This is a genomic window from Actibacterium sp. 188UL27-1 (genome assembly GCF_016901225.1).
GTDB lineage: Bacteria > Pseudomonadota > Alphaproteobacteria > Rhodobacterales > Rhodobacteraceae > 188UL27-1.
The window spans coordinates 92531-109848 of sequence record NZ_JAFEUL010000004.1 but is presented as its reverse complement, the minus strand read 5'-3'; the positions used below and the strand labels follow the sequence as shown (position 1 = coordinate 109848).

Below are 17318 nucleotides of genomic sequence, written 5' to 3'. Positions count from 1 at the left end.
TTCGCCAACAAGAAAGAGTTACTCCGCGGGGCTTGGACCACGGATCTTGTTTCGGATCATCTTGAAGAGCGGCAGCAGGATCAGGATGATCGCGATCACGGTGATCGGGCCTGCGATGGGCCGCGTGAAGAAAATGCTGAAATCGCCGTCCGAGAACAGAAGCGATTGGCGCAGTTTCGGTTCGGCAATGGGGCCCAGCACGATGGCGAGGACCGCGGGGGCCAGCGGATAGTCAAGGATGCGGATGAAGAACGCCCCGAACCCCACGAGTACCATCAGCCGCACATCATAAATGTTCTGGTAAGCGGCATAAACCCCGACCAGGCTTAAGACGAAGATCAGTGGCGCCAGGATGGTGAACGGCATCCGCAGCATCCACAGAAAGAGCGGGATAAAGGCCAAATTCACCAGCACCGCCACAACGTTTGAGATGTAGAAACTGCCGATCAGGGGCCAGACGAAATCCGGCTGTTCACTGAACAAAAGCGGCCCCGGCTGCAAGCCCCAGATGACCATGCCCGCCAGCAGGACCGCCGTGGTGGGCGAACCGGGGATACCGAGTGTCATCATCGGCAGCATCGCTCCGGTGGAAGCGGAGTTGTTGGCGGCCTCAGGTGCGGCGATCCCATCGACCGAGCCCTTGCCGTATTGACCAGGATCCCTTGCCGTCATCTTGGCCACGCCGTAGCTCATCAGCGAGCCGGGCGTTGCGCCGGCGGCAGGCAAAATACCCACGAAGAACCCCAGAAAGGAGCCGATCGCAGTACCTTTCCAGGCTTCGGGAAAGTTACGGATACTGGCCATGATGCGCGAGAAGCTGACATCGACATTGGCCATGGATGTGCCGTAGCGGGAGGAGTTGATCGTCCAGATCATCTCTCCGATACCGTAAACACCGATGGCAAGGACCAGAAACTGGATGCCACGGCTGAACCATTCGACGCTGTCAAAGAAGATCAGGCGTGGCTCGCCGGACACGATGTCAAAGCCGACCGTTGCAAGGACGAGGCCAAAACAGATCGAAAAGATCGTCTTGGGAATGTCATCGCCGCCAAGGCCCACGAAGGTCGCGAAAGCAAGCAACATCAGCGCGAAAATCTCGGGATCGCCGAATTGCAAGGCAACGCTGGCCAAAGGGGGCGCAAATGCCGTGAACAGCACGTTGGAGATCGTGCCGCCAACAAAAGACGCCACGGCAGCGGTGACCAATGCCCGGTCCGCCATGCCTTTCAGCGCCATCGGGCGCCCATCAAACGTGGTCGCCACCGCCGTCGACGCGCCCGGAATCCCCAGCGTGATCGAGGAGATCGCCCCGCCATACATCGCGCCATAATAAATTGCGGCCAAAAAGATCATCGGCGATGTCGCCGACCCGGTCGCCTGCTGGATCACGAACGTGAACGGCAACAGGATCGCGACCCCATTGACCGATCCCAGGCCCGGCATCGCGCCGACGAACAAACCCACGACAACACCAAGCACAGCCAAACCCAGATTCATGGGTTCCAGTGCGACCAGGATCCCAGATCCCAGTTGAATAAGAACATCCATCAGACAGCTCCAATAGTCTCAGATGGTTGTGCGCCGCAGCTCACAAAAACATCTCGTATAGTGGGATGAATAACGGCTCCAGATACCCCTTGGGCAGCACGATCCGCATCGCGACATCAAAGAAAAAGAAGCACACAACGGGCAAAGCGGTCGAGATCGACAGGGTCACCCCCACCGAATGTCGGCCCAGCACCAACAGATAGTACATCATGAACACAAAGATCGCGCCGTAAAACCCTGCAAACTCGATCAAAATCAGGAAACCGATCAGACCACCACCGACCAAGGCAAGCATCCGGCGGCCATAGGCATCCAAGAAGGGCTCCGTCGATTGCGACGGCGGTGAAGTGCGCCGCACACCGTTGATAAAGATCCAAATACAACAAACCAGCATCACAGCTGACAGCCAGAACGGCCAGAAACCGCTGCCGGGCCCCTCGCCTTCGATCATACCGATATTGGCGAACCGCCCCACATCGGGGTTCCACGAGGGCGGCTCCCCGGCTTTCCACATAAAATACAGCGACATAAGTCCTAATAAAACAGCCGTAACAAGTTCGGCCTTGCGCATCGCGTATCTCCTATTGGGCCTGTCCCAGGCCGTCTTCTGCCCGGTGTGGGCCTAGTGCGCCAGCAGAACCGGCAGTGTTGATGTATCGACAACCGATTGGGTGTTTCCCCCAAAGACCGTCTCGCGTTCATGGCTGTCGCCATAGGCACCCATGATCAGCATATCTGCGCCCAAAGCAGCGGTTTCCGACAGCAGCAATGGACCGACCGTGCCCGTTGCATCGATTTTGTGCAGACTGGCGTCGACCCCGTGCTGATCCAGATAGATCAGCAGGGATGTGGCGTCTGTGCCCGGCCCTGCATCGCCCCCTGTGCTCAGCACAACCACCTCACCGGCCTGGTGCAAAAGCGGCAGACTGCTGGCCAGGGCGCGGGCAGCTTCGGCACTGCCATTCCAAGCCAGCGTCACGCGTGCGCCCATTGCAGCGGGTTTGGTCGCCGTCGGCGGGCACATCAAAACAGGTCGGCCGGAATGAAACAGCGCGGCCTTCAGGGTATTGGTGCCGATGTTGCGGTCACGATCCGGTTTCGGTACCGCAATCACGTCCGCCAAGCGGCCATGGCGCTTGATGACATCGACCTGCCGACCGACCTCTTCCACAAAGGTGATGCGGTCGTCTGGCACATCAAGATCGCGCGCCAAGGCTGTCAATTCATTGCGCAAATTGGCCTCCTCCAGATCGGCGACCTTGTAGGATTGCTCCACGATCTGTTTGCGCAGGAAATCGGGGATTGGCACACCAAAGGGCAATAGATCCTCGGGCCGGGCACGGCAATGAATGACCTCGATCATCGCCTGCGTCCGCTCTGCCAAGACGGCAACATGGCGCAGGACACTGTCGCCCTTGCCGTCGCCGCGGACGGGGACCACGATTTTGCGGATCATGCGCCCAACCTGTCGCCCACCTTTAGACCGACGCTGGCCGCCCATTCGGCGGCGGGCTGTTTGCCGCCATCCTCGGGCCGGACCCGTTTCAGAAGGATGCGCCCACCCTCGCCTTGCACGGTGATCCCATCGGCATCCATCGCGACCACCTCGCCCGGCGTACCGGTGCCAGCCGCATGGGCACTGTCGTAGATCTTGAGCGTCTTGCCCTGGTGCAGGGTCCAGGCACCAGGTGCCGGGTTGGCCGCACGGATCGTATTGTATGTTTGGGCAGAAGGGTTGGCCCAGTCGATGGCGGCAGCCTTCTTTTTGAACCAGCTCTCATAGGATCCATCGTCAAGCCGTTGGTCGTGCTTGATAACGACGCCAGCCTTGACCAGGTCGAGCCCTTCGAGCATCGCATCGACCCCCATGGGGAAGAGCTTGCCAAAGTAGACATCGCCCAATGTTTCGTCCGGGCCGATCTCACAGCTTTTCTGCAACATGATCGGCCCCTCATCCAAGCCGTCATCGGGCCAGAAAATCGTCAAACCCGTACGCGTCTTGCCCATGGCAATCGGCCAGTTGATCGAGGATGGCCCCCGATGATCCGGGCACAAAGACGGATGATACTGGAACGTGCCATGGGTCGGAGCGTCGCGCACAGCCTCGGGCACGAAAAGCAGAACATAGGCCATCATGCAGACATCCGCGTTAAAGCTTTGCATCAGCTCCAATGCTTCGGGTGTCTTCCAGCTGTCAGGCTGGTGCAGGGGCAGGCCCTTCTCACGCGCAAGCTCGGCCAGCGGATCTGGGCGCCCCTCGGGCTCTGGCGCGCAGCAGACAGCCACGACATCCTCACCCCGGTCCAGCAGCTTTTCCAGAACAGCCCGGCCAAAGGCCTGCTGCCCGTGCACAACGATGCGCATATCATGTCCTTCCCTGTTCCGGATGCGCTGATCTGACGTCAACGCTGCCCCGTAAGTCGTTATTCAGCAGCCATTTTCTTGACATCACCCACGGCACCGGAGGCGACGATCCGGTCCAGATCCTCCCCGCCAAAGCCCAGAACCTGTTCTAGGATCTCGGTCGTATGCTCACCCAGCAAGGGGGAGCGCACGACCTCAACCCGGCTATCGCTTAGCTTGATCGGACAGCCAACGCTGACATAGGTGCCGCGCTCCGGATGTTCCACGTCCACAATGGTGCCGGTCTTGCGCAGGCCCTCATCCTCCATGATCTCCTTGGTCGACAGGATCGGACCGACCGGAATATTCATGGGATTGCAAATCTCCATGACCTCGAACTTGGTCTTGGTCATGGTCCACTCTTCGATGGCACCGAAGATTTCGTTCAATTTATCAAGGCGTTCTGGCGGGGTCTTGTACCCCTCCGCCTCTTTCCAGTCGGGCTTGCCGATCACGTCGCAGATTTTTTCCCAAACGGCGGCCTGGGTGATGAAATAGGTGTAGGCGTTGGGATCCGTCTCCCAGCCCTTGCATTTCAGGATCCGCCCGGGTTGTCCGCCGCCACTGTCATTGCCCGCACGTGGGGTCGCCTCGCCAAATTCGATGCCTTCGCCGAACTGGCTGTATTCCTTCAGCGGCCCGGCATCCAGGCGCTGCTGGTCGCGCAGCTTCACCCGGCACAGGTTCAGCACCCCGTCCTGCATCGCCGCACTTACCTTCTGGCCGCGTCCCGTGGTCTCCCGCTGGAACAGGGCCGTGACGATCCCCAGGCACAGGTGCAAACCCGTCCCGCTATCGCCAATCTGCGCGCCCGTCACCAGTGGCGGCCCATCCAGAAACCCCGTGGTCGAGGCCGAGCCACCGGCACATTGCGCCACGTTCTCGTAAACCTTGCAGTCCTCGTATTTGCCGGGCCCAAATCCCTTGATCGAGGCGAGGATCATCTTGGGATTGATCTCCTGGATCCGCTCCCAGCTAAACCCCATCCGGTCCAACGCACCGGGGGCAAAGTTTTCGACCATGACATCGCAGGTCTCGATCAGGCGGGTCAGAACCTCTTTACCGGTCTCGTTTTTTGAGTTCAGCTCAATCGACCGTTTGTTGTGGTTCAGCATGGTGAAATACAAACTGTCGGCACCGGGCACATCGACCAGCTGCTTACGGGTCGCATCGCCCACGCCAGGCCGCTCCACCTTGATTACATCGGCCCCGAACCACGCCAAAAGCTGTGTGCAGGTCGGGCCGGATTGCACGTGGGTGAAGTCGAGGATCTTGACGCCGTCTAGCGCTTTCATGGCAGGGCTCCTGTTACTGACAGGGTGAAAAGATGGCGGGGTTTCACGGCTTCGAAACCACGCTTTGTGGGTTGAGGTTACCGATCCGCCCGCTTTCCGTCCCCGCCTCGGGGTCGATCACGGCATTGATCAGCGTGGGTTTGCCACTATCCATGGCCTGGGCCACGGCGCGGTGCAATTCATCGGGGTTGGTCGCGGTCACGCCCTCCCCGCCAAAGGCCTGCATCATCAGATCATAGCGGCTATCCTTGACAAAGACCGTAGTGCCCGGGTCCCGGCCCGTCGGATCTACATCCGTTCCGCGGTATATCCCGTTGTTATTAAACACAACAATGCAAACAGGCAGGTCATAACGGCAGATCGTTTCGATCTCCATCCCGGAAAACCCGAACGCGCTGTCCCCTTCCACCGCCAGCACCGGCTTGCCGGTTTCAACGGCGGCGGCGATGGCAAAGCCCATGCCAATCCCCATGACCCCCCATGTGCCCACGTCCAACCGTTTGCGCGGCTGGTGCATGTCGATGATGGAGCGGGCAAAATCCAGCGTATTTGCCCCTTCATTGACCAAAATCGCCTCGGGCCGGTCGGCGATGATCTTTTTCAGCGCGCCAAGTGCCCCGTGGTAATCCATCGGGTCGTTGTTGTTCTGCAGCTTCGGCGCCATGCGGGCGACATTCGCCTCAACCTTGGCGCGGATCGCATCGGTCCAATCCGCGGGTGGCGACGTCCAGTCGCCCATCCCGTCCAACAATGCCGTCACGCAGGACCCGATATCGCCCACCAACGGCGCCGCGATCTCGACATTGCTGTCCATCTCCTTCGGCTCGATGTCGATCTGGATGAACTTCTTGGCCGCACGCCCCCAGGTCTTCCCCTTCCCGTGGGACAGCAACCAGTTCAGCCGCGCCCCGATCATCACGACCACATCCGCCTCTTTCAGCGCCAGGGACCGCGCCGCCCCCGCCGATTGCGCATGCGTATCAGGCAACAGACCTTTCGCCATGCTCATGGGCAGGTACGGGATGCCGCTTTTCTCGACAAAGGCTCGGATCGTGTCATCAACCTGTGCGTAGGCCGCCCCCTTGCCCAGGATGATCAGCGGCCGCTTGGCCCCGCGCAGCACGTCCAGGGCCCGCGCCACCGCATCGGGGGCGGGCAATTGCGCCGGATCCGGGTCGATCACCTTGACCAGCGACGCGGCCCCTTCTGCCGCATCCATCGCCTGTCCCAACAGGCTGGCGGGCACATCCAGGTACACCCCGCCAGGCCGCCCCGACACCGCAGCCCGAATGGCCCGCGCCACGGCAATGCCGATATCTTGCGCCCGCAACACGCGATAGGCCGCCTTGCATAACGGCTTGGCGATGGCCAACTGGTCCATCTCCTCGTAATCGCCCTGCTGCAGATCCACGATCTCCCGCTCAGACGAGCCAGAGATCAGGATCATCGGAAAGCAATTCGTATTCGCATTGGCCAGCGCCGTCAGCCCGTTCAGAAATCCCGGCGCCGAGACGGTTAGGCAAACCCCCGGTCGCTTCGTCAGGTATCCCGCAATCGCCGCCGCATTCCCCGCATGTTGCTCATGCCGGAACGAGATCACGCGCATCCCGGCCGCCTGTGCCATCCGCCCCAAATCGGTGACCGGAATGCCGGGCACGCCATAAATCGTGTTTATCCCATTCATCTGCAACGCATCGATCAACAGGTGAAACCCGTCGGTTAACGGGCCGGTTTGGGCAACGGGCGCGGCGCTTGTGATATTCATGGTGATCCTCCCTGACGTGGCCGGTTTCCCCGGCCTTCGCAATTACGGCTGAGCGGCCATCTTGGTTTCCAACTCGGTCCAGGTGCGGCGCACATGGGCGTGCAGCCGCATCGTATGGTCGCGCACCAGGCGCGAAGCCAAGGCCGCGTCCCTGGCCTCCAACGCCTCGATGATACTCATATGGTCCACGACAGAACGGGTGGCACGGTCATCCTCCTCCATAGCACGGCGGCGCACCGCATGCATATGAACGAACAGGCCATCCGCCATGGTCTTGAGCAACGCACAGCCCGACATCTCCAGGATCAACTGATGAAACTTGATATTGGCCTCGGAATATTCCGACAGATCGGCGCGCGCACTGTCCGCACTGTGGCGCATCGCATGCTTGCGCAGCCGCGCCAGGGCCGCCTCCGACGCCTCGCTCGCGGCCAATTCGGCTGCCATGCTCTCCAACGCGGCCCAGGCCACGATCATCTCCAGGATTTCATCCAGCGACTTGCGCCGCACGAACACGCCCTTGCGCGCCTGGATATCCAGAAACCCGTCCTGTTCCAGCCGGGCCAACGCCTCCCGCAACGGGGTCCGAGAGATCCCCAACTGATCCGCCAGTTGCCGCTCGTCCAGCCGCAGGTCGGCGCCATCCTCATAAATGTTCATGTTCGTGATCGCCTCCCGCAGAACACCGTAAAGGTGATCCTTCAGCGTGAAATTGGCGGCGATAGGCTTTAACTTCATGGGATCGAACAACGACTCATCTGGTTGTCTGGTATACCATAGACCAGTTCACCCCGGGGGCAAGACCCCGCCCGCCAAACCGTGCACCATCCGCAGGCGCGCGCAAGAGACCGGCCCGCCACAGGCGCAACGCCCGGGCGCGCGCTACCCCCAACCAAAGGGACAGCCCGCCAGGGCAAGCCCTTTGGGCGGGAGGATCACCGTCATCAAACAGTCGCAACAGATACGCTAGGCCTCCCCAAAACAAAGATACCGGAGTTCCCCATGTCCCTGCCCCTCATCGGCGCCGCCCTCGACATCAAGGACCTAGAGGTCTACCGCAATTGGATCCTCGACCACCAACGCGACGTGGAGCTTCAGGATTTCCATCACCCCGATATGCTGACCGGTGACTGGGAGGACCTCGCCGCCCGCGCCAAAACACTGCTGGCGGGCCATACCGGTCGGCTCGGGCTCCACGGGCCGTTCCGCGGCTTCCTGCTCCACAGCCAGGATCCGGATATACGCCGGATCATCGCAAAGCGGCTCGACCAGATTCTGGATGTCTGCATGGTGACCGGGGCCACCCAGGTGGTCATCCATTCGCCGTTCACCGCATGGGACCACCATAACTTTCTGAATTTCCTCGGTTCCTTCGACAACGTCGTCGAAGACACCCACAAAAACATCGGCGCCGCCGTCAAACGCGCTGCCAATCAAGGCGTCACACTGGTTCTCGAAAACGTCGATGATGTCGATCCCAACTCCCGCAAGACCCTGGCTGAAAGCTTCGCATCCGATGCCATCCGCGTCTCGGTCGATACAGGACATGCGGCCTATGCCCATGGCTCAAACGGCGCGCCACCGGTCGATTATTTCATCCGGTCCGCCGGGGCGCTGCTGGATCACGTTCACCTGCAAGATGCCGACGGCTATGCGGATCGCCACTGGTCCATCGGGGCGGGTTCCCTCCCCTGGGGCGCGGTCTTCAAGGCCATCGCCGATCTTCCGACGCAGCCGCGCCTGCTGCTCGAACTGCGCAACAAGGCTGATATTCCCGCCTCCATGGCCTTTCTGACGAATGCGGGACTGGCCGCATGAGCCATATCGATGACTCCCGCGCATTCCTGACCGGTGCCGCCCAGAACAGCCCCCATCCCACAGCCGTGGGCCAAAAGTTCACACCAGACGGCGCGGTCCTGCCCTGCCCCGGCAATACCACGCTGGCCCATATCGACCCCGCTTCGCCAGCCCATGCCGCACTCGTCCGGGCGCAACGGGCGCTGCAGGCCGGGCCCCATGCCAATGCCTTCACCTTCCTACCGCCTGCCAGCTTTCACATGACCGTTTTTGAAGGCGTGATTGAAACCACGCGCCTACCAGATGCCTGGCCCCGGCACCTGCCAACAGACACGGCTATCCCTGACGTGACCAACGATATGCTGCCACGGCTCCAGGCGGTGACGGTGCCGCAACGGCTGATCCTTCGCCCAACACAGATCTTTGGCGGCTTCGGTGTCACGCTGACCGGGGCCACCGAAGGAGATGAGGCGATCCTGCGCGCCACCCGCGACATTATCGCAGATGCCGTGGCGATCCACCGACCCAGCCACGGGACCTACCGGTTTCACATCACGCTCGGCTACCTGCTGCGCTGGCTGACACCGGAAGAAGCCGCCGCCGTCATCGCCTTGTCCGCCGATACATTCCTGGCCCTCCAGGCCGATATATCAACACTGACCCTGGGCCCCATCGAGTTTTGCACCTTCAAGGACATGCACCACTTTGAACCCCTGGCGTATCTCACACCGGGTTAACGGTTGTTGAGATCCGCGTCATACAACCGGTAAATCGTCGGATCAAAGATGGAGTTCACGGCCAACCCCTCAGGCTGCGCAATGTCCCGTGGAAAGACCTGGGCCGCTGCAAAGATCTGCGGATCCATCGATTTCAGACCATCCGGGAACGGGCGCATACCTGCATCCTCCTCTTTGGTGGCGATGTGAAATCCCCATAGCCCAAAGGACGGGATGCTGATCTGGAAACTCGTCCGCCCGGCAAAGACCTCATCCAACGTCTCGGCAATGGTCCAATAGCTGCGGGGCGCAAAGAACGGTGAGGAGCTTTGGGTGATCAGCGCCGCATCCTCCGCCATGATCCGCCCGACCATGGTGTAGAACTCGACCGAATACAGCTTTGACAGCGCCTCGTTATGGGGATCGGGGAAATCGATGATCACCGTATCATAGGCGATATCCACCTGCCGGACATAGTTGAACGCATCATCATTGATGATCGTCACCCGCTCATCCAGCATCGCCCCTTCATTCAACCGCACCACCGGGGCAAATTCCGTCCCCAGCTCGGTCATGGCCGGGTCCAGATCCACCACATCGATGCGCGTCACTGACGGATGGCGCAGGATCTCCCGCACGGCCAACCCGTCACCACCGCCCAGAACCAGAACCGTGGCAGGCGCATTCCCCATGGACATGACGGGATGCACCAGCGCCTCGTGATACCGGTATTCATCGGTTTCCGAAAACTGCAAATGCCCGTCAATGAACAGCCGGATATCGCCCTTGCGCCAGTTGTTCGTCACCACCAGCGACTGGTACGGCGACTGCTCCTTCCACACGACCTGATCAAAAAACAGATGGTGCTGCGCAAACGACGTCACCCGGGAGGATTGCAGGGTCAGCACGAACAAGGCCAGCACCGTCAGCCCCACAGCCACCATCGCCCCGCGCGGATTGGACAAATGCTGGCGCAACCAGATCACGTTGACCGCCGCCACGCAGGCATTGACCAACCCAATGGCAAAGGACGAGGCGATCAACCCCAATGACGGCAATAGCAGGATCGGAAACGCAACCGACCCGAACAGCGCGCCGATATAATCCAGGCTCAGCACATCGGCGATGCTTTCGCGCGTGGTCGACTTTTGCGCCAAAACCCGGGTCAGCAACGGGATCTCAAGCCCCACCAGGAACCCGATGGTGCAGATAAAAAAGAACTTGCCGAACATGTACAGCCACGGGGCCGCCGGAAACAGCATGAACAACGCGATCGAACAGATCCCGCCGATGATCGCCAGCAGCAATTCCACATAGATGAACGACTGGATCAACCGACCCATGATGAATCGCGACGCGTAGGAGCCAACGCCCATCGCGAACATGAAAAACCCGATTGTCAGCGAGAATTGATAGACCGAATTGCCCAGCAGATAGCTCGACACGGCCCCGATGATCAGCTCGTACACGATCCCGCACATCGCCACGATGAGAATCGATGACAACAGGATGATCTTCTGCGCCGATGGCAGATCGACATATTCGGTGTCCGATGATGTATCAGCGCTGTGCATGGTTCATCCGTAAAACATTTCGCCCGAAACCTGGAACACAAACCGCACCGGATCGGACAGTCGGGGGTTTGACATGAAAAGGCCCGGCGCCTTGGCAGGTACCGGGCCCATCGTAGCGTAAAACGCGCTTACTTACCGGCGCGCAAACCACCGGAGCGAGCGCCCGAACGGGCGCTCGACGGTGCCTTGTAGGCGCTGCGCGGCGTCACGTTACGATTGTTAAACGCGCCTTTCTGGACACCGGCACCGCGCTGACGGTTCAGCAGCGTGCCCAGCAACGCACCGGCCAGAAAGCCAGCACCCGAGAAACGCAGGCCCGACGAATTCCCAGCCTCGTCCGTGGCGATCAAACGGTTGTTTTCCTCGTCGATCTCAACGGTAAAGACCTTGCCTTCGCCATCATCCTGCGTCCCGTTGCCATTGCTGTCGGCAAAGCCCAGGAACGACGCATCCTGCTGGACGCTCAGGCCCAGCGGCTGGTCATAGAACCGCGGATCGGCGTTCAGAACGCTGGTATAGAACGCGGTGAATTCGGACAGCTCGCTGTCGCCCGCTGCCTCGACCTTGTTGTCCGTCAGATAGCCCTGATACTCGTTCAGCGCGTATTCCGTCCGGTCCAGCACCTGGCCCAGATCGGCCGTCTGCTCCCCGCCACTATCGGCGAAAAACGAGTATCCCACAAAGCCGACCACCGCGATGATGGCCACCAATTTGATTTGATTGAACATCAGATTGTCCTCATATTTAACATGTCACAATGAATTGATCATTGCTTTAGATGACGGCTCCACCAGACCTGGTGCAACCCCGTTTGATAGAAATCGGCCAGTTTGCCGCAATTGGCGTAACCTTCCGCCGACAAGGTCTCCTGGGCCAGGTCGCTCAAGTCGCTGGGTAGGGCGAGAACGGCCATATGACCCTTTTTCTTGGCGGCCGAGGCCGTGGCCTCCGCCAACCCACTGACCCCGTCATCGGCTTCCTGCCAGTCGATCCCCATCGTGCCTTCGGCTTCCGGTGCCAGATAGGCCCCGGTGAACCGAACGCCCTTGGGGGGATCGCGCTGGATCGGCGCCTCCTCCGGGTATTCGGGGTTATTCAGCCCATAGACGATCTTCGTCTCCCCCGGGCTGTGGTAATCGGGAACCTTCAGCTCAATATCGGCCCCGAATTCTTCATATAGCTTAAATGCATCCGCATAAATCGGTACGCCGTCTTCGGCGTAATCGCTTGTCGCCATGAATATCTTGCGCACGCTCATCTCGTTCAGCCTGCCCAGAAGGTCATTCATCATCTGACCGCCCAAACCCTCGCCGCGCCGCGCCTCTGTCAGGTAGGTCCAGGACAGCCAGGCCGACCCGTCCGTATCCTCGTCAACCGCATAGCCGGTGACGCCCAGAACATCTTGTTTTTGCATCAGAACGAACATGCCATCCATGCCACGCTTCAAAAGCGTTTCTTCGGCATCCAGCGCATCATCCTCGTCAGTTTCGTTGATGATTGCGACCACCTTGGACAGATGCGTCATCTGCATCGGCTTCAGGGTCGGCTCCGAACTGCCAAAAAGGTTACCAAACACCGCCAAGGCTCCCACAAACATCGAAATCACATGGGTCCAGACGGCAATCCGGTCGCCGAGGGTCAGCACTTCGGCGACCGCGATGACAAACAGCAAAATCCCGATCCAGACCCGAAATTCCGGTCGCGCATGCTGCACCACCGCAAAGGTCGCCAACCCATAGGCCGGTCCCGAAATCCCCACAAAATTGGGGCCCACCAGCGCGTTTTGAACCACGCCGCCCAGTACCGCGCAGGCAAAAACCAGGATCAGCGTGTTGGTAAACCCGATCTCGCGTTCCACCCGCAGGCCCGCGAACAGCAAAATGCCGATATTGCCCGCCAGATGTATTTGCGTGCCGTGGCGAAACTGGTTCACACCCATATCCAACAGGCTCGGATCGGCATCGCCGACCATGCTGACGCCCTCGATCGCGAAAACGATCAGGCAGATGGCGCAAAGGGTCAGCGTCGCCCAGCCTTGGCGCGCTAGATCCACAGGTCATTCGACAATCTTGGCATCGGCAGCCAACAGGTTGGTCAGCCGGTCAGGGCTGCCCCGTTTCAGGATCGTGACATCGGCATCACCCGGTTGAAAATGGGCTTTCAACGCGTCCACCGCCCGGGTGATATCAACGGGGCCGCACATAAAGATGTCGATGGCCGCATATCCATGTTCCGGCCACGTATGGACCGAAATATGGCTTTCCGCCAGCAATGCCACAGCGGTAAATCCAGCGCGCTCGCCAAAATCGTGGCCGCGAACATCCAACACATGGGCGCCAACAGCCTCCGCTGCGCTGCGCAGCGCCGTCTCACCTGCGCCAACCTCTTCCAGGTTACGGGCGTGGTAGAATTCGGCGATAACATGCTGGCCCAAAGGGTGCGGGCACAGGTCTGGGTTAAAACTATTGTTGGCTAAACTGTTCATGACTCGGACCAAATAACATCAATGTGACCACTTAATGACCTCAACCAACCCGCTGCAAGTATGGGACTCCCCCATGCGGCGACCCGCCGCTTACGACCAATTCAGGATTGTAAGTGCCAAACCAAATTCAGGTCAGGCAAACCTTCCTCATTGTCACCCGCGCTGCGCGCCACGTCGCGGAAACCGTGCCGGGTGTAAAATGTCACAGCCCCCATATTGGCCTGAAAGACCCACAGCGACAGCCGCGGCACCTTGGCCTTGGCCCGATCCATCAGCATCGCGCCAAGCCCTGCCCCCCGGTGGTCTGGCGCTAGGTAAAGCGCGGTCAACGTCTCTCCGTCCAAAACCGAAAAACCACAGACCGTGTCGTCCCACATGGCGCAGGTCCCCTCCGCCTCTGACAGTCGATTTCGCCAAAACCGGATCATGTCGGCCCGGTCATGGAGCATAGGCATCCACGGGGTCTCATCGATCCAGCCGCGTAAGATATCGACCACCACATCGGCATCCGCCGGGACCGCTTTGCGCAAAATGTAGTGTTTAGCCATAGATGTCCCCGCGGGGACAGCGTCATCCCGGCTCCGTCTCAAAAAATCCCGGATCGTCATGACCCCGTTACAGTTCGGAGTGCAAGCCCTGTCTTCGGCAGATAACAGGGAACAGTCCATGGCCGCAGTTATTTTTGATGTCGGCAATGTCATCATCCATTGGCAACCCGAACGGCAGTTCGGGGGACGTTTCGCGGACCAGGCAGCCCTTGATGCCGCACTTGCGGAGCATGACTTTGCCGGATGGTATGGCAAGCGCACCGATCCGCGGCCTTGGGAAGCCCGGTTGGAGGACTGTCCCCGCGGGGACAGGTTTGACATTTTCAACGATTACCTGACCAGCTTCACCGCGGCGACCCGTGATCCGATGGAAGGCAGCGCGGATCTGGTGACGGATCTGATCGCGGCGGGCATTCGGGTCTTTGCTATCACCAACGCCCCGCCCGAGGCGGACGAGGTCGTCCCCCGCCAGCATCCGATCATGGCCCGGTTCGAAGATGTTGCCGTCTCGGGCTTGGAAGGGGTCAAAAAACCCGACCCACAGATTTTTGAGCGGGTCCTGGCCCGCAATGGCCTGGTGGCCGCCGATTGCCTGTTCACCGATGATAGTGCGGCCTATCTGAAAGGAGCTGCCAGCGTCGGGTTGCGGACCCACCTGTTTGAGGGCGCTGCGGGCTTGCGGTCCAGGCTCCGGGCGGACGGTTTTTTGTAACTTACGGATCAGCACAAGGGTCAAGACCATGTTCGACACCACCACCGCACCGAATTTTCGGTTAACCAATGCCCGGATCGTCACGCCGGACGGGATCCACACAGGTGCGCTCTCGGTCGAAAACAGCCAGATTGGCGACTTGAACTTCGCCGCTGAGGGCACTGACCTTGAAAAAGATTTTCTGATACCAGGCATAGTCGATCTACATACCGATCATGTTGAGACCCATGTCTTTCCCCGCGCCGGCGTGATCTGGGATTTCGACGCCGCCTTGGCCGCCCATGACGCGGTTGTCATCTCGGGTGGCACCACCACAGTGTTCGACAGTCTGAGCGTTGGGGCCAGCATGCAAAAGCCCGAGCGACGCAAATTGCTGCTCCCTTTGATCAAGACGTTGGGCATGGCGGCGGCGGAGGGTCGGTTTCGGGCGGAGCATCTGCTGCATTTGCGGTGCGAGATCTGCGACCCTGACACGATGGAACTGGTCGACCAGACGATGGACCATCCGTTGACGCGCCTCGCCTCGGTCATGGACCACACGCCCGGCGACCGGCAATCCGTCGATGTCGACAAATGGCTCCACCACACCGCGGTCGAGATGCAGATCGACAATGCGGAGGCCCGCGAGAAACTGACCGAATTGCTGGACCGCTCCGCCCGGGTTGGGGCAACCGTCAGGGCCCATGTCATCGCCGCAGCGCAGAAGGCCGGTCAGCCCTTGATGAGCCATGATGACCGTACCGTGGCCCATATCCATGAAGCGCGGGATGAAGGTATCGCAATCTCTGAATTTCCGACGACACTGGACGCCGCGCGGGAGGCGCGCAACTGCAAACAGCAGGTGGTGGTGGGTGCGCCCAACTACCTGCGCGGCGGGTCGCAATCCGGCAATGTTGCGGTGGCTGATCTGCTGGCTGCGGGCGTGGTCGATGCGCTGGCCTCTGACTACATCCCGCGCAGCCCGCTGGATGCCGCCTTCCGCATCGCCGAAGATCCCGCATTGCCGTATGACCTGCCCCAGGCCATCGCCTTGGTCAGCGATGCACCGGCCAAGATGACCGGGCTGACGGATCGCGGCCGGATCGCCCCGGGCCTGCGTGCCGATCTGGTGCGGGTGCGGCGGCGGAACGGACAGAACCATGTCGTGTCTGTCTGGCGCGCTGGACTGCGGGTGTATTGAGGGCCAGCCTGCCTGCCCGCTGATCCGCTTTCAGGCAGTGATGTCAACACCGGCGGTAGGTGTTGTTAAGCGCGCGGTTGATGCTCCGGTTGGATCATGGTCGGCCAACCATCACTCGTTTCCAGCAAACTGCCGATATGACCAATAGCCCACGTCCCGCCACGCCCTGCGCGAAGCTGGCACGAGGTTTTTGGCGCTTGTTTAAGCGTGTGAATGTGGGTCCGCGCCCGGAGCGGCAAGGCCCAGGGCGCATTGCAGGAGCATCGCCTTGAGATCATCGGTGATCGGGGGCACGGGGCGCCCTTTGAGGCTGGGTTTTGCGTGCGACTCCGCCGGTTCGGTCAGGCGGTGCTGGGCGAGGAAATCAATCTCTGCGCTGTGGGCCTGCTGGAAATCGGCAATCTCCTCTGCGCTGTCCCATAGGTCGAACGGGCCGGGATCGAGCTGGCTTTCGATGGCGGTCAATACGTCGGGGGAGGACAGCCAGGTGTTCAGGCGTTGGCAATGCACCGGGTCGAACTGACAGGAATTGACGAATATCTTGAGCTGCGTGGCCAGGGGCGGCACGCTTTGGCGGACGACATCGACATCCTCAAGACCAGAGCAATCCTGCCCGATCCGGGCGAAAAAGTTGCGGATGAGGCCATCGCCACCGCGCAGATCCTCGTAAACCAGGATGTGCAGATCGGGGAAGTAGCCTTGCATCATCGCCACATGGGCGCGGTAATGCAGCGGGTTGAGGTCGCGGCTGTCCAGATCATCGCGGAAGGATTTGAAATTCTGCCACCGCGGGCGATGTTCGACGGCCACCATCTCCTGAAACAGGGATTGGATGAAGGCGACGGGATCACGAAATACCAAGACGAACTGAATGGGCATGTCGGCCGTGGCCAGCACGGCCTGTAACCGGCCCAGATATTCGCGACGGGCAGCCAGGCCGAACGGTGGCGCGCCCCGCCGCACCGCATGGCGATAGATCGATTCAGCGCTGAGCAGGATATCGGCGTCCAACGCATGGGCCACCTCAACCCATTGGTGCAGGATCGCCGTCGCCTGGGGGATGTCGGCATCGGGATGCGTCAGCAGATCGGCAAAAGCGTGGTGCGACAGGCCCATGCCGCCATCGATCACTGTCTCCTCATGCGGGTAGAGCAACCCGCGGCATAACAGGCCGCCACGGTGCCGGGCAGCAAAGGTCTGAATGGCGGTTGTGCCGGTCTTATGGGTCCCTGCATGGACGATCAGCCTGGTCATATCCCTCTCCCCTCCCCCGCCTGCAAAGGCTTGCAGCC

17 protein-coding genes are annotated in these 17318 nt (G+C 60.4%); 4 read left to right on the top strand and 13 right to left on the bottom strand.

Annotated elements, in window-relative coordinates:
• Nucleotides 1-18: 18 nt before the first annotated feature.
• The 7 genes from IU397_RS07425 to IU397_RS07395 are packed head-to-tail and all read right to left on the bottom strand — an operon-like array spanning nt 19 to nt 7752.
• Entirely contained in the window at nt 19-1551 is a 1533-nt protein-coding gene (locus tag IU397_RS07425) for a tripartite tricarboxylate transporter permease (protein ID WP_204412083.1), read from the bottom strand.
• A gap of 40 nt (nt 1552-1591) precedes the next feature.
• The gene (locus IU397_RS07420) at nt 1592-2122 is read right to left on the bottom strand and encodes a tripartite tricarboxylate transporter TctB family protein (protein ID WP_204412082.1); all 531 of its coding nucleotides are present in this window, start codon (nt 2120-2122) and stop codon (nt 1592-1594) included.
• 51 nt (nt 2123-2173) lie between these two features.
• Nucleotides 2174-3007: a universal stress protein gene (locus IU397_RS07415; RefSeq protein ID WP_204412081.1), complete on the bottom strand. Its 834-nt coding sequence runs from the start codon at nt 3005-3007 to the stop codon at nt 2174-2176.
• A complete protein-coding gene (locus tag IU397_RS07410; RefSeq protein WP_204412080.1) occupies nt 3004-3915 on the bottom strand; it encodes a methionyl-tRNA formyltransferase in 912 nt (303 codons plus the stop codon). The genes IU397_RS07415 and IU397_RS07410 overlap by 4 nt, the downstream gene beginning before the upstream one ends.
• Before the next feature lie 59 nt (nt 3916-3974).
• Nucleotides 3975-5249: a formyl-CoA transferase gene (gene frc / locus IU397_RS07405; RefSeq protein ID WP_204412079.1), complete on the bottom strand. Its 1275-nt coding sequence runs from the start codon at nt 5247-5249 to the stop codon at nt 3975-3977.
• Between the two features lie 43 nt (nt 5250-5292).
• The gene (gene oxc / locus IU397_RS07400; protein WP_204412078.1) at nt 5293-7014 is read right to left on the bottom strand and encodes an oxalyl-CoA decarboxylase; all 1722 of its coding nucleotides are present in this window, start codon (nt 7012-7014) and stop codon (nt 5293-5295) included.
• Nucleotides 7015-7056: 42 nt separating this feature from the next.
• Complete coding sequence (locus IU397_RS07395) at nt 7057-7752, bottom strand: GntR family transcriptional regulator (RefSeq protein WP_204412077.1); 696 nt, start codon at nt 7750-7752, stop codon at nt 7057-7059.
• A 264-nt stretch (nt 7753-8016) separates the two neighbouring features.
• Between IU397_RS07395 and IU397_RS07390 the strand changes: the two genes are divergently transcribed.
• Entirely contained in the window at nt 8017-8832 is an 816-nt protein-coding gene (locus tag IU397_RS07390) for a sugar phosphate isomerase/epimerase (protein ID WP_204412076.1), read from the top strand.
• On the top strand, nt 8829-9548 hold the full coding sequence (locus IU397_RS07385) for a DUF1868 domain-containing protein (protein ID WP_204412075.1): 720 nt from the start codon (nt 8829-8831) through the stop codon (nt 9546-9548). The genes IU397_RS07390 and IU397_RS07385 overlap by 4 nt, the downstream gene beginning before the upstream one ends.
• On the opposite strand, the gene IU397_RS07380 is transcribed toward IU397_RS07385, so the two are convergent.
• From IU397_RS07380 to IU397_RS07360, 5 genes are all read right to left on the bottom strand, one after another.
• Complete coding sequence (locus tag IU397_RS07380; protein ID WP_204412074.1) at nt 9545-11101, bottom strand: polyamine aminopropyltransferase; 1557 nt, start codon at nt 11099-11101, stop codon at nt 9545-9547. The genes IU397_RS07385 and IU397_RS07380 overlap by 4 nt on opposite strands.
• Before the next feature lie 128 nt (nt 11102-11229).
• Nucleotides 11230-11829, bottom strand: a complete 600-nt coding sequence (locus tag IU397_RS07375; RefSeq protein ID WP_204412073.1) for a hypothetical protein — start codon at nt 11827-11829, stop codon at nt 11230-11232.
• Nucleotides 11830-11867: 38 nt separating this feature from the next.
• Nucleotides 11868-13154 carry a rhomboid family intramembrane serine protease gene (locus tag IU397_RS07370; RefSeq protein WP_204412072.1) on the bottom strand — a complete coding sequence of 429 codons (1287 nt, stop codon included), beginning with the start codon at nt 13152-13154 and terminating at the stop codon, nt 11868-11870.
• A gap of 3 nt (nt 13155-13157) precedes the next feature.
• Entirely contained in the window at nt 13158-13586 is a 429-nt protein-coding gene (gene speD / locus IU397_RS07365; protein ID WP_204412071.1) for an adenosylmethionine decarboxylase, read from the bottom strand.
• A gap of 101 nt (nt 13587-13687) precedes the next feature.
• Nucleotides 13688-14134 carry a GNAT family N-acetyltransferase gene (locus tag IU397_RS07360; protein WP_204412070.1) on the bottom strand — a complete coding sequence of 149 codons (447 nt, stop codon included), beginning with the start codon at nt 14132-14134 and terminating at the stop codon, nt 13688-13690.
• A 118-nt stretch (nt 14135-14252) separates the two neighbouring features.
• Between IU397_RS07360 and IU397_RS07355 the strand changes: the two genes are divergently transcribed.
• Together IU397_RS07355 and IU397_RS07350 are read left to right on the top strand one after the other, a co-directional pair.
• Nucleotides 14253-14846, top strand: coding sequence for an HAD family phosphatase (locus tag IU397_RS07355; RefSeq protein WP_204412069.1), 594 nt, complete (start codon nt 14253-14255; stop codon nt 14844-14846).
• Nucleotides 14847-14874: 28 nt separating this feature from the next.
• The gene (locus tag IU397_RS07350; protein ID WP_204412068.1) at nt 14875-16026 is read left to right on the top strand and encodes an alpha-D-ribose 1-methylphosphonate 5-triphosphate diphosphatase; all 1152 of its coding nucleotides are present in this window, start codon (nt 14875-14877) and stop codon (nt 16024-16026) included.
• Nucleotides 16027-16227: 201 nt separating this feature from the next.
• Here IU397_RS07350 and IU397_RS07345 read toward each other — a convergent pair whose 3' ends face one another.
• Entirely contained in the window at nt 16228-17280 is a 1053-nt protein-coding gene (locus tag IU397_RS07345) for a hypothetical protein (RefSeq protein WP_204412067.1), read from the bottom strand.
• Between the last annotated feature and the right edge of the window lie 38 nt (nt 17281-17318).